Annotated in this window: 21 protein-coding genes; 13 read left to right on the top strand and 8 right to left on the bottom strand. The window is 37.6% G+C overall.

The window, feature by feature from the left end; all coding sequences use genetic code 11:
* The first annotated feature begins 3 nt into the window (after nucleotides 1-3).
* Complete coding sequence (locus tag ACZ5WS_RS03745; protein WP_464710728.1) at nucleotides 4-357, top strand: hypothetical protein; 354 nt, start codon at nucleotides 4-6, stop codon at nucleotides 355-357.
* Nucleotides 358-454: 97 nt separating this feature from the next.
* The gene (locus ACZ5WS_RS03740; protein ID WP_464710726.1) at nucleotides 455-817 is read left to right on the top strand and encodes a hypothetical protein; all 363 of its coding nucleotides are present in this window, start codon (nucleotides 455-457) and stop codon (nucleotides 815-817) included.
* Nucleotides 818-1060: 243 nt separating this feature from the next.
* Here ACZ5WS_RS03740 and ACZ5WS_RS03735 read toward each other — a convergent pair whose 3' ends face one another.
* From ACZ5WS_RS03735 to ACZ5WS_RS03710, 6 genes are all read right to left on the bottom strand, one after another.
* A complete protein-coding gene (locus ACZ5WS_RS03735; RefSeq protein WP_283235062.1) occupies nucleotides 1061-1183 on the bottom strand; it encodes a hypothetical protein in 123 nt (40 codons plus the stop codon).
* 62 nt (nucleotides 1184-1245) lie between these two features.
* Nucleotides 1246-2433 (bottom strand): alpha/beta hydrolase-fold protein, encoded by a 1188-nt coding sequence (locus tag ACZ5WS_RS03730; RefSeq protein WP_464710724.1) that lies wholly within the window; start codon nucleotides 2431-2433, stop codon nucleotides 1246-1248.
* Nucleotides 2434-2544: 111 nt separating this feature from the next.
* Nucleotides 2545-4365, bottom strand: coding sequence for a glutamine--fructose-6-phosphate transaminase (isomerizing) (glmS, locus tag ACZ5WS_RS03725; protein WP_464710722.1), 1821 nt, complete (start codon nucleotides 4363-4365; stop codon nucleotides 2545-2547).
* 46 nt (nucleotides 4366-4411) lie between these two features.
* Complete coding sequence (locus ACZ5WS_RS03720) at nucleotides 4412-5176, bottom strand: DeoR/GlpR family DNA-binding transcription regulator (RefSeq protein ID WP_464710720.1); 765 nt, start codon at nucleotides 5174-5176, stop codon at nucleotides 4412-4414.
* A gap of 117 nt (nucleotides 5177-5293) precedes the next feature.
* A complete protein-coding gene (locus tag ACZ5WS_RS03715) occupies nucleotides 5294-5944 on the bottom strand; it encodes a helix-turn-helix transcriptional regulator (RefSeq protein ID WP_464710718.1) in 651 nt (216 codons plus the stop codon).
* Between the two features lie 309 nt (nucleotides 5945-6253).
* Nucleotides 6254-8284, bottom strand: coding sequence for a winged helix-turn-helix domain-containing protein (locus ACZ5WS_RS03710; protein ID WP_464710716.1), 2031 nt, complete (start codon nucleotides 8282-8284; stop codon nucleotides 6254-6256).
* 228 nt (nucleotides 8285-8512) lie between these two features.
* Between ACZ5WS_RS03710 and ACZ5WS_RS03705 the strand changes: the two genes are divergently transcribed.
* From ACZ5WS_RS03705 to ACZ5WS_RS03655, 11 genes are all read left to right on the top strand, one after another.
* Nucleotides 8513-8707 (top strand): hypothetical protein, encoded by a 195-nt coding sequence (locus ACZ5WS_RS03705; RefSeq protein ID WP_464710714.1) that lies wholly within the window; start codon nucleotides 8513-8515, stop codon nucleotides 8705-8707.
* Entirely contained in the window at nucleotides 8707-9828 is a 1122-nt protein-coding gene (locus ACZ5WS_RS03700) for a hypothetical protein (protein WP_464710711.1), read from the top strand. The genes ACZ5WS_RS03705 and ACZ5WS_RS03700 overlap by 1 nt, the downstream gene beginning before the upstream one ends.
* 83 nt (nucleotides 9829-9911) lie before the next feature.
* Nucleotides 9912-10103 carry a hypothetical protein gene (locus ACZ5WS_RS03695; RefSeq protein ID WP_464710709.1) on the top strand — a complete coding sequence of 64 codons (192 nt, stop codon included), beginning with the start codon at nucleotides 9912-9914 and terminating at the stop codon, nucleotides 10101-10103.
* Nucleotides 10104-10168: 65 nt separating this feature from the next.
* A complete protein-coding gene (locus ACZ5WS_RS03690) occupies nucleotides 10169-11203 on the top strand; it encodes a radical SAM protein (protein ID WP_464710707.1) in 1035 nt (344 codons plus the stop codon).
* A gap of 3 nt (nucleotides 11204-11206) precedes the next feature.
* On the top strand, nucleotides 11207-11902 hold the full coding sequence (locus ACZ5WS_RS03685; protein ID WP_464710705.1) for a hypothetical protein: 696 nt from the start codon (nucleotides 11207-11209) through the stop codon (nucleotides 11900-11902).
* A gap of 10 nt (nucleotides 11903-11912) precedes the next feature.
* Complete coding sequence (locus tag ACZ5WS_RS03680) at nucleotides 11913-14027, top strand: peptidase domain-containing ABC transporter (protein WP_464710703.1); 2115 nt, start codon at nucleotides 11913-11915, stop codon at nucleotides 14025-14027.
* A 35-nt stretch (nucleotides 14028-14062) separates the two neighbouring features.
* On the top strand, nucleotides 14063-15289 hold the full coding sequence (locus ACZ5WS_RS03675; protein ID WP_464710701.1) for an efflux RND transporter periplasmic adaptor subunit: 1227 nt from the start codon (nucleotides 14063-14065) through the stop codon (nucleotides 15287-15289).
* 9 nt (nucleotides 15290-15298) lie between these two features.
* Complete coding sequence (locus tag ACZ5WS_RS03670) at nucleotides 15299-16033, top strand: ABC transporter ATP-binding protein (protein ID WP_464710698.1); 735 nt, start codon at nucleotides 15299-15301, stop codon at nucleotides 16031-16033.
* Nucleotides 16027-18420 (top strand): ABC transporter permease, encoded by a 2394-nt coding sequence (locus ACZ5WS_RS03665; protein ID WP_464710697.1) that lies wholly within the window; start codon nucleotides 16027-16029, stop codon nucleotides 18418-18420. Before ACZ5WS_RS03670 ends, ACZ5WS_RS03665 begins: the two co-directional genes overlap by 7 nt.
* Nucleotides 18413-20782 carry a S9 family peptidase gene (locus ACZ5WS_RS03660; protein ID WP_464710695.1) on the top strand — a complete coding sequence of 790 codons (2370 nt, stop codon included), beginning with the start codon at nucleotides 18413-18415 and terminating at the stop codon, nucleotides 20780-20782. The genes ACZ5WS_RS03665 and ACZ5WS_RS03660 overlap by 8 nt, the downstream gene beginning before the upstream one ends.
* 4 nt (nucleotides 20783-20786) lie before the next feature.
* A complete protein-coding gene (locus ACZ5WS_RS03655) occupies nucleotides 20787-21314 on the top strand; it encodes a sugar O-acetyltransferase (RefSeq protein WP_464711473.1) in 528 nt (175 codons plus the stop codon).
* Nucleotides 21315-21367: 53 nt separating this feature from the next.
* On the opposite strand, the gene ACZ5WS_RS03650 is transcribed toward ACZ5WS_RS03655, so the two are convergent.
* Both ACZ5WS_RS03650 and ACZ5WS_RS03645 read right to left on the bottom strand, forming a co-directional pair.
* Entirely contained in the window at nucleotides 21368-21814 is a 447-nt protein-coding gene (locus ACZ5WS_RS03650) for an REP-associated tyrosine transposase (protein WP_178956813.1), read from the bottom strand.
* 121 nt (nucleotides 21815-21935) lie between these two features.
* A complete protein-coding gene (locus ACZ5WS_RS03645; protein WP_464710693.1) occupies nucleotides 21936-24350 on the bottom strand; it encodes an FtsX-like permease family protein in 2415 nt (804 codons plus the stop codon).
* Nucleotides 24351-24432: the final 82 nt, after the last annotated feature.

Raw genomic sequence — 24432 nt, 5'->3', positions numbered from 1 at the left:
CTTATGCCTGAAACTTTTTACTGGATATTAACTGGGCCATTTATAATTGCTTTTCTTATTTCAGCTTTGTGCTTCACTCGTATTTCAATGAAACACATAGAGAAGAAAATGCGTGAGGAAGGGATACATGAGCCACTTTGGGATAAAGGACTGGGCATAAGAGTGAGCATGTATGGCAAAGTAATAAGGCGGCAAAAACCCGCAAAGGCGACGGTTGTTAATGACGAAGCAATTTTACGACACGCCAGACCTATCGATTTAATTTTAGCTCGCACAATGCATTACTCTTTCGTAATTATGATGACCCTAGCTGTATATGGTTATTTTGCATATGACTTAGGTGAGCGCGCTTATTAATTTCATGACGAAATTATAGGCAGAAGGTTTTATGCTACAGAAAATCACTTGTACCTTAATATATGCTTACTTCTCTGATATGAATTGGTTTTAAATTATGTATGTGATTTCTGAAAAGATTTTTTTATTTATATCTTTACCAATAATAATTAGCTATCTAATTTCGACTTTATGCTTTACTCGTATTTCAATGAAACATATTGAGAAAAAAATGCGCGAGGAAGGGATACATGAACCACTTTGGGATAAAGGGCTGGGCATAAGAGTGAGCATGTATGGCAAAGTAATAAGGCGGCAAAAATCCGCAAAGGCGACGGTTGTTAATGACGAAGCTATTTTGCTACACGCCAGACCTATAGATTTAATTTTAGCTCGCGTAATGCATATATCATTTATAGGTTTGATGTTCGTAATTGCCTATGGCTACTTTGCCTATGATTTAGGTAATCGCGCAGACTGAAAAAGGCGCACAAAGCGCCTTTTACATCAGACCTGTAGCCTGTTGATTTTAAAATTTTTAGGCCGACTTTGCCAAATTGCATAGTTCGTCAAAATCTGTACTTTCATTTCCGCTTTATAGTGCGACAGTAACTGTAGTGGGATTGTATATACAATAGGGGTAATCACGTAATTTACATGGTTTACATTGATAACTCGCATAGCCATCTGACTCACAGTTTGAGTATTTACCAGTAAACTCTTCTTAGTCTTCAATACCATCAGCAAGTAATATTGCTTCTTCTAATTTGTTTGGTAAGGCTTTAATCACGTTAAAAATCAATATTTTTATCTTAAGTCCTACTCTTTTAATTAATTTAACTGTCACCGTAAGCGCTTCAAACCTAAAGAGGCTTTCATAAAAAGCCAACAACTAAGTTAGCAATATTATTAGTTCTTGCTAAGTTCTGCTTGTAACCTAGCTTTTGTTTCTTTTAAGTAGTTTATATAAGGATATGAGTCATCTGCAATGGCTAATGCAGACTCCATCTGTTCAAGTGCTTGGCGAGTATCACCCTGCATTTCATAGCCATAAGATAAAGCTGAAAGCGCATCGACTGATTTTGGGTGGTTTTTTAAATTGTACTTAAACACCTCAATAGCACGGGTAAACTGCTTGCTGTCCGTTAGGTTGTAACCAAGTAATCTAACAGCACGATCTGGTGGAGGTACCTGTTCGCCCCATTGTTGGGATAAATTTTGGTAATAAGCATCAATAGAGGCAACATCGTCAGTTAAAGCACTTATGGGCATTTGTTTAGGTAAAAACAGGTTGTAATAGGCATTAAATACGCCAGCAGCAGAGGTTAAGCCATGCGAGATGCCATCAAACGCATCACTAAAAAAGCGTAACTCTTGCACTTTATGCGATTGCAGTGATTGTTGTAATTCATCGTACCTTTCACGCATTATGCCGGCTTCTTCGCCGATATTAGTATAAACGTAGTTATTCAGGTCTTTCGTTTTAGTTATAAACGATTTTGTGCTTTTTACCGATGCACCATAATTCCACCAAACTGCGGGGCTATAAGCAATATGCGCTTGAAATAGTTCGGGCTTTGCCTGCAAAGCATATAGCGCAAATACACCACCAGCGGAGGCACCAGATATAACCTTATAGTCATGCGTGCGATAATTCTTATTTACTAAAGGAATGAGCTCTTGCTCAAAGAACGCTAAAAAATTTGCTGCGCCGCCCCCTTCACCTACTGGGCCCTGCGGTTCCTTGTTCACTGTAGGATACATATCTCTGAGTCGATTAGTGTTTTTAATAGCGACAATAATAACCTCAGGCGCACGATTATCATTTTGTAAGCGCTCAATAACAGCACTAGCAAGCGGTATATTACCCGCGCCATCTAAGCGATATATGACAGGATATACCTTATTTGGCTCAGCTTGGTAGCTTTTAGGCAATTGCACGACAACTGTGCGTTCTTCGTTTAAAACAGCCGATTTAATAGTGTGCATGAATTGAGAGTCATCAGCACTTTGCTGTTTAATGCCAGCTTGTGCAAAGACACTTTGTGAACTAAAAGCAAAAAAGCTAAAAAAACAAATAACGGTTAATAAACGCATGACTAATCCCTTAGAGAATAATAAGTTACTTAAGCTAACAGAGTTTCAGGCACAAAAAAAGCGCATTGAGCGCTTTTTTTAACATTAATCAAAACCTATAACCTGTTGATCTTACTCAACAGTAACCGATTTTGCTAGGTTACGTGGCTGGTCGACGTCAGTGCCTTTAATTACTGCTACGTAGTACGACAGCAACTGCAGAGGAATTGTATATACAACAGGGGCAATCACGTCATCTACATGGTTTACGTTGATTACACGCATTGTGTCGTCTGACTCAAAGTGTGAGTCTTTATCAGCGAATACATAGATGATGCCGCCGCGAGCACGTACTTCTTCTACGTTTGATTTAAGCTTTTCAAGCAATTCATTGTTTGGTGCTACAACAATAATTGGCATGTCGGCATCAATCAGTGCTAATGGGCCGTGTTTAAGCTCACCTGCTGCGTATGCTTCAGCGTGAATGTATGAAATCTCTTTAAGCTTAAGTGCGCCTTCCATCGCGATTGGGTATTGTGAGCCGCGACCTAAAAACAGTGAGTGGTGCTTATCAGCAAATTCTTCAGCAAGGTCTGCAATGCCATTAGCCAATAGTAGCGTTTCTTCTAATTTAGCTGGTAGCAGTTTAATAGCGTTAACAATCGCGCTTTGATCTAAGCCTTTCTCTTGCGCAATAGACGCAGTAAGCATTAACAAACCAACAAGCTGTGTAGTAAATGCTTTAGTAGAGGCTACACCAATTTCAGCGCCTGCTTTGGTCATAAAGGCAAGGTCTGATTCTCGCACAAGCGATGAGCCAGGTACGTTACAAATAGTCATTGACCCCATATAGCCTTGCTCTTTAGCTAAACGCAGTGCAGCTAAAGTATCAGCCGTTTCGCCTGATTGTGAAATAGTTACTAGTAGGCTATTTTCGTGTACAAATGACTGACGATAACGGAACTCAGAGGCAATTTCTACGTTACAGCTAACACCTGCATATTGCTCAAGCCAGTAACGAGCAACCATACCTGAGTGGTATGACGTACCACAGGCAATAATTTGTACGTGTTTTACGTCTTTAAATATTTGCTGTGCGCTATCGCCAAAAGCATCAATAGCTACGCGGTCATCGTTTAAACGTCCTTCAAGGGTGTTACGTACTGCAAGTGGCTGCTCATAAATTTCTTTTAGCATGTAGTGACGGTAATCACCTTTGCCTGATGCATCTTGTGTGATGTTTGATTCAACAACTTCACGCTCAACCGCGTTGCCATCTGCATCAAAAATTTCTACTGTGTCGCGAGTAATACGCGCTACATCACCTTCTTCTAAGAAGATAAAGCTGCGAGTTACTGGTAATAATGCCAGTTGATCAGAAGCAATAAAGTTTTCACCAAGGCCTAAACCAATAACTAACGGGCTACCTGAGCGTGCTACAATAATTTCGTTATCATTCGCTTTATCGAACACAACGGTACCAAATGCACCTTCAAACTGTTTAACGGCAGCTTGAACTGACGCTAATAAAGTGGTGTGCTGCTGACGTAACTGATGAATTAAATGCACCATAACTTCGGTGTCGGTGTCTGATAAAAACTCGTAACCGTCGCCTTTAAGTGCTGCACGCAAACTTGCGTGGTTTTCAATGATTCCGTTATGTACAAGTGCTAATTGATTGCTTGAAACATGTGGGTGAGCATTGGCTTCAGTTACACCGCCATGAGTCGCCCAACGAGTGTGTGCAATACCTGTGTGGCCGCTAACACCAGCTTGTTCAAGTGCTGACTCTAAGTTTACAACCTTACCAACTGCTTTAACTGTATTAAGTGTATTGCCTTCAAGTAAAGCTACACCTGCTGAGTCATAACCGCGGTACTCAAGGCGCTTAAGGCCTTCAACTAAGATTTTATTTACTGGACGTTCTGCAACAGCCCCAACGATTCCACACATAGTGTCTCCATTAATTTTTTAATTCTAGCAACTTACGTTTTAGTTGCTATTCCATAATTTCTGCGCAAATTAGTTTTACACCACACGCCTCTATGGCTGCACGTTTATCACTTGCTAAGCCACTGTCGGTTATTAATGTGGTTACTGTTTGCCACGGTAATTCTAAATTTGGTATTTTTCGGCCAATCTTATCTGATTCAACCATAACGATTACTTCGCGCGCCGCTTTAGCCATTACTTGGCTTAATCCAACAAGTTCATTAAACGTGGTTGTTCCACGCGCTACATCAATGCCATCAGCACCAATAAATAGTTGATCAAAATCATATGAGCATAGAACATTTTCGGCTACTTGCCCTTGAAACGATTCTGAATGCGGATCCCACGTGCCACCTGTCATCAAAAGTGTTGGCTCATTTTCAAGTGCTAATAAACGCGTTGCTACTTTAATGGCGTTAGTCATAACAACTAACCCCTGCTTTGTAGCCAACTCAGGGATCATTGCTGCAGTGGTGCGCCCACTGTCTATAATAATGCGATTATGATCTTTTATAAGCGCAGCTGCCGCTTTGGCAATGGCCACTTTGCGCTTAGAATCAATCTCATCGCTAACAATCTCTTTAGGCAGAGCAATAGCACCGCCGTAACGGCGCAGCAATAAGCCACTTTTTTCAAGCGCGGTTAAGTCTTTTCGAATAGTTACTTCTGATGTTTGAAACTGTTCAGCTAAACTATCTACGGCTACCTCACCTAATTCATTAACTTGAGTAAGGATCAAATGGCGGCGTTGCTGGGTGTTTCGTTTGGTCATAAGTGGTTACAATTAAGTTTCGTTTCGAAAGTTGGTAGATTTTAAACGAAACTAATAAAATGGCAAGCTGTAGATCAAAAAAAGCGCAAAATGCGCTTTTAATTGGTCAGGGAAACTCTATTGAGGACTCAGTAACTCTCCACTCAGAATACATTTAACGATTGCATGCTGCCGGTTTGTACTATTTGTCTTTTTAATGCAATTTGTTAGATGAAAATCGACCGTTCTTTGACTAATATCTAGAATTTGACTTATCTCCCACGATGTTTTTCCAATTGATGCCCAACGGATACACTCTTTTTCACGCCGCGTAATTTTTACAGCATCAAAGCTTGTTGAGCGCCGGTAAGCTTCAAATATTTCAACTAAAAATATTCTCCAATAGTCCCCTAGCATTTTCACTTTATGAGGTTCAGCACCTAAACTTGACAATTCCAACACAAAACAAGCAAATTTATTTTTATGTAACCCTGTAGGTACTACTAATACAGACTCATAGTTGCCAACTAACTCACTAAGCTGAATTGCTCTTGTTTCATTTAAGCAATAATGAAGTAACTCCTTACGAGAATTAACATCACTTAAAAAAGAGCTATCTAATTCACCGAAATAATGAGTATCAAAATCAAATAAATCGGAGAGATCAAAAGTAATAAACCCTGCTTGAACATAGCTATAACTATTTTTTATATATTTAAAAAAATCATTAAAGCCATGGATTGAGTTTATAAGCTCAATCCTAGAATGTAGTTCATTTATGTTTATCATATGCAGAACTCGATTTAGACTCATCTCTACAGAGTATAGGAACTATCACACAAGAATAACTTGGCGAGTCATTATCAGTAATTTGATTGTTAATACCTATAGACGAGTCAGCGGGATATATCACTGTTAAGAAAGTAAAAATAGCTGTATAGATAAATGATGATTTGTATACATAATTCATGTTGGTGTTGCCCCTAATCTATTTGGTTTTTGTAGTTTTATTGTTCACATTAAATTTGAACTACACGATAGATATTATCAACAACAATTAGATAACTTTTTTATAACTTTGCAAAAACTAAATTTAACCTATTGAATTTCAATGGAAATAATATCACTATTTCTATTACCTAAACTTTCAACAATAATTAAACCATTCACTTTATCCACATAAAACCTTGGTCTAATCACACTAAAGTCAAACGCTTTTGACTTTAGACTAGAAGCATCCACATCATTTAAGTCTATTTCATAGAACATCGTATTTAACAAATTGTGATCACTCCATAATACTTTACCATTTAATACAGCCCAATTTGTGTTTGTCTCAGTGGATATACTTACCGACATTGTAACCATGGTTCCTTTTTGTACATCAAACCGTGATAATCTTCCTGCATTATCACCTAAGGCATATCCTCCTTCAAATTGACGAATAAAGCGATAGCCTTTGAAAATAACATTTTTAGCTTTATTATTAATAGCATACTCAAATACTTGCCACTCTCCATTACTTTTTCGTGTATATAGAATGGACTTTTCATCAAATGAAAAAGTAACATCACCAATCAATTCATCAGCCTTAGAGACGTAGGTCAGACTATTATCAAACGTATTAAGAAGTGTTATGCGCTCTTGAAGCTTCAGTAACACATATTTACCAGTCAGAGAGGGGCTGATCAACTTGAGTGGTTTTTCAGTGCTCATTAGTGTTGTTTTTTTTGTAGCCTTGCTTTTTTCATAAAAAATTAAGGAGCTAATACCTTTCTCTTTTATAACCATCCAGGCTTTGTTACCTAAAGGTTGATAGGCAACAATGCTACTATGTTGCTCAGGTTGCTTCTTTTGAATCATTTCAACATTTTTAAAATCACTTAATGGCAGCTTTTTCTCTATCAGAGTATTGATATTATCATTATCTCTGATAGCTAATAGTGTATTAGGGGTTACTCGCTCTAATGCGATCAGGCCCTTGTTTTTATCAATAATAATATTTGAATGACCTGTTTGAACATTTATTTTAGCTAACTTTTTATCATCTAATAAAGTGATATGCTCATCATCAAGCCAATGAACATCATAGATAGCTGTATTTTGATCATGGTGAAAAAGAGTTCTGCCAGTCTTTAAATCTTGTACTCGAATAGAGTTACGCTTGCTTTCCATATCAACTCGAAGTACAACCAACTTACCAGAGTCTGGAGAAATATCCGCACGACTATCATGAGATCCTTTTTGAGTAACGGAAGTAACCTCTTCAAGCAAGCCTTTTTCAGAGTTAAATTTATAGATAAGTATTGCGCTTTGCAGACTTTTTTTCCCAGAAAAATAAATTACGTTATCTTCATTTTTGTCGATAAACACATCTGAGATAAAATAAAAATCAGCTACTAACGTACCTATTCCATGCGCTTTATTTGTTAGATCTATCTGCTTTAATAAAGCAATACCATCTAAATTATCGGAAAAATACAAGCGCTCCCCGTCATTAGAGAAAACCAAACCTGTAGGCAGGATTGTATTATCTACAAGCACCTCTATAGTATTTGTTTTCTGGTCTTTTAGATAAATATGATAATTCTTTTCATGACTTAATTTACTAGTAAATGCAATGTATCGACCTTCACTAGAAACTGCGAAGGATTTTTTGTCTGAGATGACTGTATCCACCACTTTAGTAATAACTGAAACTTCACCGGCTTTGTATTTAAATAAAAGATAAGCTAACGAAAGAAAAAGAATCACTATTGCAATAAGGTAAAAATAGACTTTAGCTTTTTTAACATTCTTGTGCTCTGTTTTTTCTATACTTTTTTGCTTCTCTTCTATAGGGGAAGGAATTGTTGAGACAGGACAAATTAATTTATATCCACGTTTAGAGAGCGATTGAAGATATTTAGGGTTTTTATGGTCATCATTCAACACTATGCGAATTTTACTTATAATACGCCTTACCGCAGCATCTGATACACAACGGTCTTTCCATAAGTTTTTATGTAGCTCCTCCATTGATATATAACGCTCACGATGCTCAATAAAATACATCAATACAGCAAATACTTTTGGTTCTAGTACAACTGATTGCTCATTAACTTGAAGAGACATCTCTTCTGTATCCAAACAATATTCACCAAACCTGATTAACATAAATAAAGCCGCAATTAAACCTTAACATTCCCTTAACAAGGGATATAGTAACGCACTGTAATTATAATTGCCACAAAGTTTTAAGTCTCTGATTTTTATTAAGGTTACATTTTAGTTATGCATATATCACGTATTAATTATTGTAAAAATAAATCGCGGAAATAGGCTATATTTTTTACCCACAGCCATAAGGTATAAACAATGCATAACCACATAAAAAAAGATAAAAATGCAATTACTGCCCGCAGAACAAATGATGGATTAATCGAAATTACAAGCCTTGAATTGCTTGATCAACTCGTCGGAGGGTTCATAAGTCCAGAAGATGTTTATTGTAATGTCATTGATAATGATGAAACGCCTTCTACGAAAATAAGCCAAGAAGGCATTGGCTAATGAATATTGAAGTTTGCAAATCATACAAGCCAAAGCTGAAGCGATTAACCGAAAAGAGAGATTTAAACTCTTTATCAAACCTTGAAGACTGGTGCGAAGAAATGTGCCTTGCTTTTGATAAAGATGTTCGTAACCAGAGTTCAAGTGACAACAAAACTCTGCATTGGCTGATTAACGCCTACCCGCTTATTTTAGCGTACCGAGGAGAAGCGCAAGCCAGTGAATTATTTTTACACCGAGTAATTACTTATTGGTCGGATAAATTTTTACAAGATAGAAATAATCAAAACCTCATAAACTTAATCGATCCAACAATCAACTTATTACGCCTTTATAAGCTGACAAACCAACACTCAGCATTCCTCAAGCTGATGGGTGAAATAGCTATTCTCGACAATACGGGCAAAGTAAAACTAGGGTCCATAAATGTCACCAAAGAAATATTAGGTGAGCAATGGAATTCATTGTATATGGCTACACTTGATGAAACTTTAAAATATTACCTCATAAAATCAAAATATAATGAAGTTCTTAAAATTAAAGAGACGATACCGCAATATTACAGAGAAAAAAATGTATACATAGAGGCTAAAATTATAGCCTTAATCAGCTTAGAAAAATTTGAAGAAGCAATACAACTTTGCTGGCGTCAGATAAATAAAAGTACGTGCATAAAAAGTGGTGTATATAGCTATCGGTTATATGAGGCTTTCAAATCTGTAGGGCTGGCAACTAAAGCTGAAACAGTGATGAAACACTTAGTTTCAAATATGGAAAAGACTCCTTTAGATTCTTTGTCTAAGCTAAGTTTCTCTTCATGTATTATCGAAGAAAAAAAGCTATCTATTGAATCTCCATTAGTAAAAAAAACACTGAATCAATATGAAAATATAAAAGATGAATTTAATTACGGGATGACACTTTGTAATTTGCAATCTAATCACCCAACTAATCACAATAAAGATAAACTACTTAAACTATATGAGAAAACGGAATATAAAATATTAAAAAATAAAATTGAAATGTTATTTAACATTAAAAACAAAAAAAAACCGACCTCGAACTTATGGCTATCTAAAATATCAAACTATTTAAATGATTTTATTTTAAAAACCTCGTAGTTATTACAGTTACCTATTTCTTTTTTTAAAGTAATACTCACTTCACCCCATTAAGGGGAAGCAACAATTTAAAGGATCATAAAATGAGTAATAAATTTAAAAATATAGAAAGTGAAGAAATCAAATTAAATGAGTTAGGTGAAATTGAACTAAGTGAAGAACTTACAGATGCTGTTGCAGGCGGTTTTTCTCCAGAAGAAGAAGAAGATGAAGGTATAAATGTTGGTTCTTGCACAACAAATATAAGCTGTGGTAGCGAACTAAAAGAGCTATAAATGTAGCAAAAGGCTATTTAATATAAATAGCCTTTTCTATTTTCCATATAACTTTAGGGGAAATTATGAGTGATTCAGTAAGTACAGTAAAAGGTTTTTCAAAGCACGAGCTTGCGAGTAGTCTTAGCAATGAAAAGTTTCAGCTAATTTTATTTCCTACAGAACAATGCAATTTTAGATGTGTATATTGCTATGAGGATTTTGAAATCGGGAAAATGCCAGACTGGCTTGTTGAGGCAACCAAAACTCTAATTAAAAACAAAATGAAAAGCTTAAAGTTTCTATCTCTAAACTGGTTTGGCGGAGAGCCTTTACTTGCAAGAGACATTGTTTTTGAAATTGCAGAGTATGCCCAACACTTAGCAAAGGAAAATAATTGTAAAGTGTATGGTGATCTAACTACAAACGGCTCTCTTCTCGATATAAAAACACTAACAAAACTTGTTGAGCTAAAGCAAAATAGTTTTCAAATATCCATAGATGGTGACAAAGAGTCACACGACACAACTCGGTTAACTCGTAACGGGAGAGGGAGTTTTGACAAAATTTGGGGCCGCTTATTAGATGCGGCAGCCACAGATCTAGATTTTAAAATCACACTTCGAATCCATATAACCGATCTGAACCATGAGAGTGTTTTGAAATTTTGTAAACGTTATGATGAGACCTTATTCAGTGACTCCCGGTTTCAATTGTTTTTTAAAGCGATTGATAACTTAGGCGGCGATAATCAAGACACTATCAAAGTTCTCACTTCCAAAAGAACTGCAAGAGACTTAGTCAAAGAGTTGACAATTCGTTACTCTGGTACAAGTAAACAAATAGATAAAAATGGTCATTATATCTGTTATGCAGGAAAGCCTAATTCATTAGGAATTAGAGCCAATGGTAATATCAATAAGTGTACCGTTGCTTTAGATGATGACAGAAACAATATTGGTAAAATTAACCCTGATGGCACACTCACACTAAACAATGAAAAATTTAGTACCTGGATAAAAGGCTTTACGACACTTGATAGCTGGCAAATGGGTTGCCCGCTAAGCTATATGAATAGTAATAGCGTTGTTGGTGACATTGCTATTAAGAAAGTTAGCTAGCTTATGTCTATTGTTAATATGTTCAGAAAAGAAGCGCTTAGAAATCAGTATAAGTCGAGCGATATTGGTAGGTCGCTCATTAAACAACCTAAAGTTATCAATAATTCTATTTCAGCTTTAATCGCAATCTTCATATTTAGCTTTTTAATCATTAACTTTGTAACATTCTCAACAAAAAAAAGCCACGATGCTAAGGTTTCACCTGAGCACTATACCCCACTAATTTATAATGAGGTTGTCATCATAAATAAAAGTCATGCTACACATGGCGAAATGGTCAAAAAAAATCAGCCTCTGCTTTCTATTTCTAAATTTGATAGTCAAAATGTGATGAAAAAAGATATTATCCGTTCCCCTGCAGATGGTTTCTTTTTTCACTCTTTCGCTGATAAAAATATCATAAAACCATTTGAACCTCTCGGCTACTTATTAAGCCCTGCTGCTGAAAATGAGTTATCTTTTTGGGTTTCTAGCAACAACAATATGAGCATTCATGTAAATGACCAAGTTACCTTAATCGTCAATAATGATGAGTTAAAAGGTATAGTCACAATGGTTATTGGCAGTAACAAAATTAATAAAGAGCAAAAAGTACATTTAAGATTAGAAGCTAACAACTATTCAAAGTTATCACCTACCGCAGATATAAAGATTCTACTTACTCGGCAATCTGAAAAAGTCCTTAACTTAATTAAATAGTGAAATTAAAATGCGTCTCACAGACTACATTGACTTTAAACCATCAAAACTACCTCTTTTTTTACAAAGTGAAGTAGCTGAATGCGGCACCACATGTATCGCTATGATTGCTTTTTATCATGGCTATAAAGTAAATATGCTTGCTATGCGACAACGCTACCCCGTTGGTACTCAAGGAATAACAGTTAAGCACATTTTAAAAATTGCAGATGATATTGGGTTGTCTGGGCGAGTATTAAAACTAGAGCTTGGTCAATTATCAAAACTAAAGGGCCCAGCTATATTACATTGGAACTTTAATCATTTTGTCACGCTTGCTTCAGTAAATAGAACTGGCATTGTTATCCATGATCCTGCAAAAGGGAAAATAAAACTAGATTGGAAGCAAGTCTCTGAAGCATTTACCGGCATTGCAATTGAGCTAACCCCAACATCAGCATTCACCGTGGCTGATGAGCGAGTAAGAATGCCACTCAAAGCATTTATTGGCAACATAGAAGGACTCGCATCCTCATTATTTAAGATATTCGTTGTAGCCTTAATTTTGCAATGCTTCCTATTGGTATCCCCCTACTATATTAGAATTGTAATTGATCATGGTATACCTCTTTCCGATGGCGGAATATTAATATGGCTACTCGCTGCTTTTATAGCTGTTACTTTACTAACCACTTTTAGTAATATTATTCGTTCAGCTGCCATTTTATATTTAGATAAAAATTTAGGTTTTCAAGTAAAGGCTAATATCCAGCGTCACCTATTACATTTACCCCTTTCGTTTTTTGAATCTCGGCATGTTGGCGATATTAAATCGAGATTTGAAGCATTTAATGAAGTTCAGAGAATGATCAGCCGTGGTTTTATTTCTGCTATTGTTGAAGGCTTGTTAGGCATAACAACCTTAATAATTATGTATACTTACTCACCAACTCTTGCCTTAGTTTCTTTATCGTTCCTCTCTTTTACATTATTGCTTAGATTATATTTAACTAACAAAGAAAATAAGCATTTAGAGCAAGTTTTATCTAAACAAGCAAAAGAAAATAGTCACTTTCTAGAAACGATCCGAGCAATTATACCGATAAAATGTTACGTAAAAGAAAGTACTCGACTTTCTTCATGGCTTAACCTATTTGCTGATACGACTAACGAGAATATTAAACGAGAAAAAGTCACCATTGCGGCAGAGATTAGCCAGGAGCTAATTAGTAAAATTGAATATTTAATTGTTATTTTTATTGGTGCCACATTAATAATAAATAAAGAGTTTACTATAGGGATGTTTATTGCTTTCTTAGCTTATAGACAACAATTTTCAAGTAGCACACAAACTCTGGTAGATCACGTATTCAGGTTCAAGTTAGCCTCTACTTACTTGCGCAGAATGTCTGATATAGTGATGCAGAGCCAAGAGCAAGAAAACCCTCAACTAACAATTGCAAAAGAGTACGCTAAAGGGCAAATCGAAGTACGAAACTTACATTTTAGATACTCTTCATCCTCACCTTGGTTATTTAAAGGAATCAATTTTAAAATAAATGCAGGAGAGTCAGTCGCTATTATTGGTCGCTCAGGTTTAGGGAAGTCATCACTCCTTAAGTTAATGACAGGATTAATTAAAGCAGATCAAGGTGATTACTTATTAGATGGGCATTCGATAAACATGCTTGGCATGAGAAATTTTCGTTCCATGTGTGCAACTGTGATGCAAAATGATCAATTACTAAATGGTTCCTTAATCGAGAATATCTGTTTCTTTGAGCCTAAACCTGATCTAGATAAAATCACAGAAGCAGTTAAAGGCGCTGCTATATGGCATGAGATTCAAAATATGCCTATGGGTTTGCATACTCAAGTAGGTGATTTAGGCAGCTCATTATCAGGTGGTCAAAAACAAAGATTACTTTTGGCAAGAGCGCTTTACAGTCAGCCCGTCATTTTGTTTTTAGATGAAGCGACTAGCCACCTAGATGCGATGACAGAGCTAAAGGTCAATCAATATTTAAAATCAAAAAAAATCACACGGATCAGCGTAGCTCACAGACAAGAAACAATACAAGCCGCAGATAGAATAATTGACCTAGAAGAGTTAATTAAGAACCAAACCTTAGCCCAAGCTGTGTAACTACATCACGATAAGAATAACCATAAGGAATAGCTATGAAATTTACATCCAAACTAATCTATCAAGGGTTGATAGGTTTATCTGTCGTTATGCTCATTTCTGGCTGGCAATTAGGGTTTGCGGATAATGCTGAAGTTATTCCAAAAGACTCTGTCACTATTGCGAAGGTTGAGCGTGGTGATTTTTCAATTAAAGTTGATGGCTATGGCTCATTGCAATCAATCAATAAACGGCTACTTACCGCAACCAGTAATGCTGTGGTTGACGAAATAAAACTTAAAGCAGGTGCTGTAGTTAAACATGGCACTGTGATCCTTACTTTAAATAACCCTGAGCTAGAAAGTAAACTGCGCTTAGCATTAGCAAAGCTTAAAAATGCCAAAACCCAAAAACGTCAAACCGTATTGCTACAACAGCGTGAGATGCTTAACAACGAATCAAGCGTGTCTGAGCTAAAAGCACAATCTGAAATAGCCATGCTGCAAGTTGAAGCAGAACGTACATTAGCTAAATCAGGCATTGTTTCAGGGATTAGCGCCAAGAAAAATGAACTCGAAGCCAAGCAACTCTTAAAACGTATTGCCCTTGAAGAGTCCAAACTTGATAAATTAGCACAGATGCAAAAAGAATCGCTTTCGATTCAAGATGACTTAATAGCCCAAGCGCAAGACGAGTTTGACGTCGCCAAATTAATGGTAGAGCAACTTTCAGTTAAAGCGGGGATGAGCGGCGTTATTCAGCGCTTACCTTTAAGTTTAGGGCAAAGCGTTACTGCAGGTTCTGAACTTGCTTTAATCGGTAGCCTCTCCCCTTTGGTTGGTGAAATAAAAGTACCGCAAATTCAAGCTCATTTAATTCAAATTGGTATGACGGCCCAAATTAGTACGTTGAATGATCAAGTGCGTGGCCAAGTAGTTCGTGTTGATCCAGTGATCAGCGACGGTGCTGTACAAATTGATATTGAACTAGAAGCTTCAGAATCAGACACCATGAAACCAATGCAACAAGTTGATGCAACTATTTTTGCCGACGTACAAAAAGAAGTGAATTATATAAAGCAGCCAACAGGTGCAAGTGAAGGCAGTTATGGCTCATTATTTAAACTCACAACAGATAATAGAGCCGTTAAAGTTGACGTGCAATACGGTAAAGTGTCAGGGCAACTGATCCAAGTACTGTCGGGTTTAGAGCCTGGTGAACAAGTTATTATTTCTACATTAGATATCCCCGTTGAAACAACAACAATAAGAATAGCTGGTTAAGGAAAAAACATGAATACTGAAATTTTACGAGTTAATAACTTAAGTAAGTCCTTTTCGAACGGGGAGCAAGTAAGTCAAGTTTTAAAAGGGATTAGCTTTACCGTGTACGACGGCGAGTTTATTTCTATTTCTGGGCCTTCTGGTTGTGGCAAGTCAACACTGCTTAATATTATGGGGCTGCTCGATACTCCTCAAAGCGGTGAATATTACATTGATGGTTTACTGGTCTCTGATATGGATTCAAACCAACGTGCAAAAGTACGAGGTAATCGTATTGGCTTTGTGTTTCAATCTTTTAACTTAATTGATGAAATGACAGTACTTGAAAATGTTGCGCTACCGCTAAAATACCGTGGCGACTCTTTATCATCTCGCCAAGCAAGAGCATTAGACTGCCTTGAAAAAGTGGGCCTAGCTGATAAAGCTGATTTACACCCAAATCAAATTTCTGGTGGTCAGCAACAACGTGTTTCAATCGCACGCGCGTTAGCTGGTGACTCTGGCATCATGCTGGTCGACGAACCTACTGGTAACTTAGACTCGAAAAATGGCGATGCAATCATGGCATTAATAAAAGACCTTAACCAGCAAGGCACCACCATTGTATTAGTTACCCATGATCCGCGTTATGCCGATATGGCTACGCGAAATATTCAGTTAAAAGACGGTACCGTCGTTGCCCAAAGCGACGAACGAGTGTCAAGCAAACCTACAAATGAAAAACAGGTTGCTCAGCCATGTTAAAAACTGCCTACAGTACATTCAAGCGCGCTAAGCAGTACTATTTCACCACAGTTTTCACGTTGGCATTAACACTGTCAATGGTACTTAGTTCATTTAGCTTAGTTGATCTAGTGTATTTCGCCCCACTACCTTACCAGCAAAGCGATAACTTATACTTACTTGAAGGCACCATTAACTCTAAAGGTTACTCAGGTCCTGCTAGTAATTCAAAAGTTATGAGCTACATTAAAAAAGAAAACACCGTTTTTACTGGTGTCGCTACTTATCATAAATGGACTGATTACAAACTGCTTGATCAGTCTAGTAGATCCGAAATTGACGTCATACTCGCTTCACATAATCTATTTGATTTACTCGGCGTTCAAGCCAAACTTGGTCGGTTATTCAATAAATCAGAAGCGCTCGGTACTCAGCAAATGTCGGTCGTATTAGGCTATCGCGCTTGGCAAACCTACTATAATAGTGACCCTCATATTGTTGGTAAAAAAATACAACTTAATCAACGTCGTTTCAATGTAATTGGTGTCGCACCCGACGACCTTGTACTACCCAATTACAGCAAAATAAATAACGCAATATGGATACCGATTGATGCTGATGAGTCATTTAACCCAAAAACATCTAACGGCTTTATGGGGGCATATAAGAATGTAGTTAGATTTAAATCCACAGCTTCAGAGCAGGAAATTAATAAGCAGTTAATTGATTTGTCACTTAAAGGTGCGCAGTTACACGCGCCTAATATTTTAAAAGATTTTACAGTGGGTGCGCGTGTTACTGCATTTAATGACGCCCTTAGAGGTGACAGCGGAAAGATTGTATTAATGTTGTTACTAGGTGTGTGCTTATTAATGCTTATTGCTCTTATCAACCTGTCTAGCATGCAGCTTGCTAAAGCTATTACACGTATCAAACCGCTTGCGATAAGCTTTGCGTTTGGCGCCAGTAAAAAACAGCTCATTATGGAAACACTCAAACATAATGTTTTACTCATTAGTGTTGCGGTGCTGCTTGCTCTAACATTTACTCAAATCGGTTTTATGGTTATTCAAAGCCTTGCAGCTGATGCCATTCAGCGCTTAGACACCCTGTCTTTGAGCATTAATACGCTGCTGTTTTCAGTATTTTTAATTATCTGTATTGCCTCTCTTTACTCATTTATAGAACTCAGTGTTGTTAAAGAAAAGAGTTTAATGAGCAGCTTACAAAGTAGCGGTAAAGGCACCGGTAAACAAATGAGTTCAGCCACCAGCCATTTACTGGTTGGTTTGCAAATATTGTTTTCGTTTTTAGTATTAACAGCCGCCAGCCACGTAGTACTTGTTACGTTAGCTGAAGCACTTAGAGAAAACGGAATTAACACGAAAGGTAAGTATTCACTAACAATTAACTACAGTAATGTAAACTCCTCCGGCGAGCGTATTAATTTACACAAAGCAATCAGCCAAAGATTACAGGCGCTCAATAGTGTCAGTAGTTTAGCTGTTTCCTCTGAGATGAGATTACCTAAAACGGTTAACGTCAATCAAATATACAACGAAGCTGGACAGTATATTGCCCAAGCACGTAATAGCTTAGTCACGACCAATTACTTTACTGAACTGAATTTAACGATTACGGGTAAAGACTTTGCCGAAGGAGATGAACAGCTCGAAAATCCACCGATCATTATTAATCAGCGCCTTGCAGATTTACTTAATAAAAACAGTAATGAAGTACTAAACAGTAAAGTGAGCTTTGATAATAAAAAATATTATTCAATTATAGGCATTGTCAGCAATACCTATGTGCCTGGCAGCCCTGAAAGTGAAGACTTTGAAGTATTTACACCTAAAGATTACCCTGGCTGGCAACAATTTACGTATTTGATTACTGTTTCAGATGAAAATAATGCAATTGCAGATATTCAACAAGCAGTATTAGCAATAGACCAACGACTAGACATTAATAACATAGCCTCTTTAACAAGCCTGTTTGATGATAAAAGGCAACGCCACTTAAATGCTGCATGGCTAGCTATTGTGCTGGCCTCAACATCGCTGCTCATGGTGGGTATTGGCATAAACGGTATTGTTAGCTACTTAGTGAAAGTGCGCAGATATAGCTTAGGCGTAAAGCTTTCTATGGGGGCTGATAATTATAGATTGCTAAAAGAAAGCTTATTAGAGCTCATGCAACCCATTTCAATGAGTTTAGTGTTAGCTTTTTCAACGGCCTTTTTAGTTATAGGCTATTGTATGTCATTACCTGGTATTGACCTGCCTATAAACTGGTGGTTAACAATGACTATTTGGTTAGGGTTATTAGCGATATCTGTACTGGCTAGCTTTTTCCCGATCAACCAAACGTTACGACAAGATCCAATAAAGGCATTACGAAATGAATAAATTTTATCTTATCATAGCGTTTTTGCTCATTGCCTCATCACCCGTTAAAGCTATTGAAATTGATAATAGTAAGTGGACTAAACTGATAGAGTCTACGGGGCAAGAAACTATTTCATTATCGCCAAATGGGGAACTGGTTTTATTTTTACACCAAATAAAATACCCATCTATTGATTATTTATCTCAACAGCGCGTCGCATTAGCTGGCTTAGATTTTTATACTAATTTATCGAGCCGAGTTAATACTGAACAATTTAGCCATGCAACGTTATTTAATATTGCTACAAACACAAGAGAAGAAGTTAATAACTTAGAAGGGGTGATTGTCGATTTTAATTGGTCCCCTGATGCTAAAAAAATCGCATTTTTAATTCAGCAGGGCGCCAATACAAAACTATGGTTGTACGATATCGATAGCAATGTATCTAATAAGCTAACAGAACTCAATTTATCCACAAGTCTTGGCGGAAGGCACCTGAGATGGCTTCCTGATGGTCAAAGCATTGTCGTCAAGCAGCGAAACTCCCGAATAAATGCACTTGGACATAATACTAAAAAGCCCAATGTATTGTCATCTGAGCTGCAGACAGATCAAGGGCGAACTCATAAAAACTTATTAATCAATGACCAGATGAAAGAGCTGTTTATATCTATCAATCAAACCAAGTTAGTGAAGGTAGACCTCAATGGTAAAGTTTCTACATTAACTAAAAGTGGCTTGGTTAATGATTTCTCCGTCTCCCCTGATGGAAAGTATTTACTGTATTCCACGCCACCGAGTGAGTTATCTGCTTATTTACCTTATAAAAAATGGGGGAGTACTTATAATATCGTTAATATAGACAATCCCTCTGATATATATAATTTACCAAGTTTAAAAGATAAAATTAACCTACCTAAGTCCAAAGATAGTGTTCCTATTGGCGCTAGATTGGTGAAATGGTTGCCTTCACAAAACTCAACTATTACATGGGTAGAGGCGAGTGATAAAGGTGATATGTCATTACCACAAACATATCACGATCATATTTATAAATTAGAAAGCCCATTTTCAAACCATAAAGAATTAATGCATCAAGTAACATGGAGAGTTCATGATATTTTGTGGGGGTTATCTGGTGTTGGAATACTTCAAGACTGGCGCTATGACAGCAAGCAGGCCAGAACAACTTTAATCAATGCTCAAAACACTACCAGTACTTTAATCCACCAAAGAGATTATCGTGATAAATACAATGACTTTGGTGACCCTCAGACATTACGTACGCCTGCTGGATATGAAGTTTTAGTTGAGCAAAATAATAACTTATTTTTCTTTTCTTCTGGGCAAAGTAAGAACGGCATAAGACCCATAGCCAAACATTACAATATATTGAATAATCTTGATAAAACAATATTTTTAAGCGATGCTAAACATATAGAAATGCCTTTAAGAGTCGCCAACAACACCTTCGTAATCCAAAAACAAAACAACAAAAATGCACCTCAATACTATGCAGTTACAAACAATAGCTTTAATGAAAAGATCTTACTGTACTCTAACGAAAATAAAAATGAATTTATAAACCAGCCACTAACTATTAGCTATAAAAGAAGTGATGGATTAGATCTTACTGGAACACTGCATTTACCTAACAATTATAAAACGCATGAATCAAATAAAATCCCTGCAATTTTATGGATTTACCCTGATGAGTTTAAAAATAAAAAACTTAGCCAACAAAATACTGTACGGACAAATTTATTTAGAGAGTTTGATCCGCTAAGCCCATTGGTATTTCTGCATGACGGCTTTGCTGTTTTTGAATCACCTTCAATGCCAATTACCTCATTTGATGGAGGTGAACCTAACGATGACTTTATCAATCAAATTAATCTAAATGCCGAAGCCGCAGTCAATGCCTTAGATAAATCAGGCCATATTGATGTGCAAAAGTTAGCCGTTATGGGTCATTCTTACGGAGCTTTTACTGTAGCTAACTTACTTGCACATACCGATCTATTTAGAGCTGGGATTGCACGAAGCGGAGCTTATAATAGAACCCTAACACCGTTTGGGTTTCAAGGTGAACAGCGTAACCTATGGCAAGCAAGGGATACATACATTAATATATCGCCTTTAATTTATGCCGATCAAATAAATGAACCATTATTATTGGTTCATGGGGAAAGCGATCAAAACTCTGGTACTTACCCATTGCAGTCAATGAGAATGTATCAAGCATTAATTGCGAATAAAAAAACAGCTCAGCTAATTATGCTCCCGTATGAAGGGCATAGCTATCAAGCTAAAGAAAATTTATCTTATTTACTGTCACACCAATCTGAATGGATAAAAAAGTGGCTCAAAAAATCAAAATAGTATGCTGAAAAAATTTAATTCGATTACAAAAGAGCGGCTTGATAAACGCAAAGCCACCCATGAAATATGCCGCTTATTTAATAAAAGCCCAAGTAAAGGTAACTTAAAACGCATAACAGGACTGTTTGCTAACTCCGGTTCGGGCGTCATTATTGAAGCAGGCTTTCATTGTGATTATGGCTCACAAATACAAATTGGTGATCGTACTTTTATAAACATTAACTGCACTGTGTTAGATGCGCCAATTAATGAAGGAGCTATAAGCATTGGCGACGATTGTTTAATCGGCCCGAATGTTCAGCTACTGGCAGTCTCGCATGCGATTAACCCTACAGAGCGGCTCAAGAAGGAGAACTTTACTGCACCGATTACTATCGGTAATAATGTGTGGATTGGCGCGGGAGTTATTGTGTTAGCTGGCGTTACAATTGGCGATAACGCTGTTGTGGGCGCAGGGTCAGTAGTAACCAAAAGTGTGGCTGCGAACACTGTTGTTGTCGGTAACCCCGCGATAAAAATTAAAGATATTTAAAGAGTTATATCATAGGTCGTCGTTTACGGCGACAACCCCCTGCGATATTAAATTTACAAATATACTGAATCCCAATACGGATAGTCACCAATTCTAGTGACCAACTTGCGCCTCAAAGGATTTGCAGCAATGTACCTTGCTATTTCAATCCTATTTTCTTCTTCTCGCAGCGCATGATCATAATACGCTCTTTGCCATACAGGCTGATTTAAATCCCGTACTTTATTAACTTCTCGAACTGATGCGCCTTTTAAGTGACCCACTACAACCCCTAATTCACTGTTTTTAAGCTGCAACAAACCATGGAAATGATCAGGCATTAAAACCCAAGTTAACCAACGGCATTGATACTTGAGCTCATTACTCGCAATGCATCTACAAAAGATATTAGCATGATCGAAATTACTAAATATCCCTTCTCTGCGGTGGCATGTAAATGTAATGAAGTATTCGCCTGATTGAATTGATACACGCCCTTTCTTTAAGTTACTCCAGCTCATTTAGTAAATTCCTTTTTCTAAAGCAGAAATAAAATATAGCCTATTTACGCGCTAAAGCACGCCCTACATCACCTCATTACACACCTGTAGGTCATCATTTATGGCGACATCGTTTGCTTATCTAATCATCGCGTAAAACAAGCGATGGCCGTGTACTGGCGGCTTTAAAGGCAAGACTGGCAACGGTTAGCCAAGTAAACGCACCCACAATGAGGCCTGCCAAGCCATATACCCAAATGGTTTGCTCAATACGGTCGTTAAAACCTTGCAACCAGTTATCCATTAGCCAATAAGCTAGAGGTAAAGCAACTGCTGCCGCTGCGAACACTATGATTAAAAACTCACGGGCAAGTAGATTAACTAAATTTAAACGGGTTGCGCCCAATACTTTTCGCATGGCTAATTGCTTTTGCTGACGTTTCGCTGCAAATGCCGCTAGTCCAAATAAACCTAAGCAACTTAAAAACATGGCCAGCACAGAGAAATTTCGAATAAGCACAAACAAGTCATGCTCGACGCGATAAACCTTGGCTAAGTCTTGCAGCATTAGGCTAAATTGCGGGTTGGCAGTTAAATTAAACTGTTTTAAAAGCTGGCGTAGCTGACTCAATAATTGAGGAAAGTTTGCTTGCTCGGTGCTTACCACCAATCTAACGGTTGATTGTGAGCTATACCCTGCTGAAAATGACACAGGCAGCCAATCGTCTTTTGCCGAGCCCACTTTAATGTCTTTTATCACACCAACGATGATGGCATTGATGTTGCGGTAAAGCCCCTGAACTTGCAGCCCCACTACCTCACTCACACTCTCATAGCCAGCGCGTTTTGCCATTTGTTCGGTCACCAAAATGGCCATTGCTTGAGGCGTATCCTCGCCCTGCTGCGTATTTGACTCCTCATTGACATAATGCAACCAATCGCTTTGAAATTGTGGTGAAAAATCTCGGCCAGCAAGTAGTGTCAGACCCAAGGTTTCCACGGCATGAAAACCTGTGCCAATAGTCGGTGGCAGTTCGCTTTCTTCATAGCCGTTTGGCCAACGGAAGTAAAAACTTTCTAGGATGCTATCGGTTAAATCTGTGTCTGTAGTGGTCACTTGCACGACACCGGGCAGTGCACGGATCTCATTGAGTATCGCATGCTCTTTTGCCATCAATTGCTTGCTACTTAAATCGTGTATCACAATGCGATCCGTCACATCATAACCAACCGCTAAGCTTTGCAAGAACGTTAACTGTTGCAAGCTCACTAACGTACAAACAATTAAAGCCATTGCCATGGCTGCTTGAAATACTAACAAGCCTTTACGCAGAATCTGACCTGTTTGCAATTGCCCTGCAAGTAAACTTTTAAGCGGAGCGCGTGCGACACATAAAGCTGGGTAAACACCTGATACAAAAGCCAATAAAAGTATCAACCCCAATACAGCTAGCAATTGTGACCAACCCCAAACTAGCTGTAATGGGCGGTTTGCAAAGTCACTAAAGCTTGGTAATAACACCTCAACCCAACACAACGCTAACACCGTAGCAAAGGCCAGCATTAGCAAAGCTTCTAACAAAAATTGCAGAATTAATTGTCGCTTACTCGCCCCCAGCATTTTTCGCATAGCAATTTCTTTGCTGCGATACAACAATTGCGATACCGTAATATTAATGTAATTGGCTGCGGCAATGGCGAGTAGTAACACGCTCAATACCAGGCTCAAGTTCACTAAAAAAGCCGACCCGCCAGGTTTAAATTCAAAGGGAGAATGGGCTTTAAAATACACGTCTCGCATCGACACTAAACGATATTCAAGCTGGCTATTCTTTAATTGATATTTTTCAATAAGACTTCTAGCTAACTGCTTTTCTATGCCTTTTAAATCAGCTCCTTGCTGAGTTTTTAGATAAACATAACTCGATATATCGTTATGTTCGGTGAAATCAACAGACACTAAAGCATGAAACAAAAAGTGGCTGTTATCGGGTAAGTCATTAAAAACAGCACTCACAGTGACACTTTTCTCGCCCATCAATAAGGTTTGCTCGAACGCATTGCTAACACTGCCGAATAACCTTACAGCCTCACTTGCACTAAAGGCGATTTGATTGGGCTCTGAGAGCGCTTGTTCAAGATTGCCAGCTATCACATCAAGATGAATAAAATCACGTAAATTGGCCGAAGTGCCATATACATTTCGCAGCTTAAACGCTTGCCCAGCCACTTTAATATGATCAGTAAATAAATCACTATCGACCACATCTGCCAGCACCAATAAGTTGCTTACATCACTACGTGAAGACACTGTTTGCGCAATGCTTACAACCGTTAATGGGATCTCTTCTAAGCCCGGCACCTTTACATCAACATGCAAACGATAAACTTGCTGGTGATCGGGCTGCATTTCATCAAACGACAATTCATACTCTGCGAATAACGTCACTAACAGAGCTGCGGCAAGACCAATACTTAACCCAAAAACATTCAATAACGAATACAGCTTATATTGCTTAAATACTCGAAACGCTGTTGTTACATGTGATATCAACATACCTAACCTATAAGACCTTGTTCTCACCCCAAACGGCCTACCGGTTACACCGACAGGCTATAGCTTTGGCTAATAAACTTTA

This window comes from Pseudoalteromonas sp. 11L1 (assembly GCF_055397545.1).
Note: the sequence above shows the minus strand (reverse complement) of the source record. Positions and strands in the feature narration are given on the sequence as shown.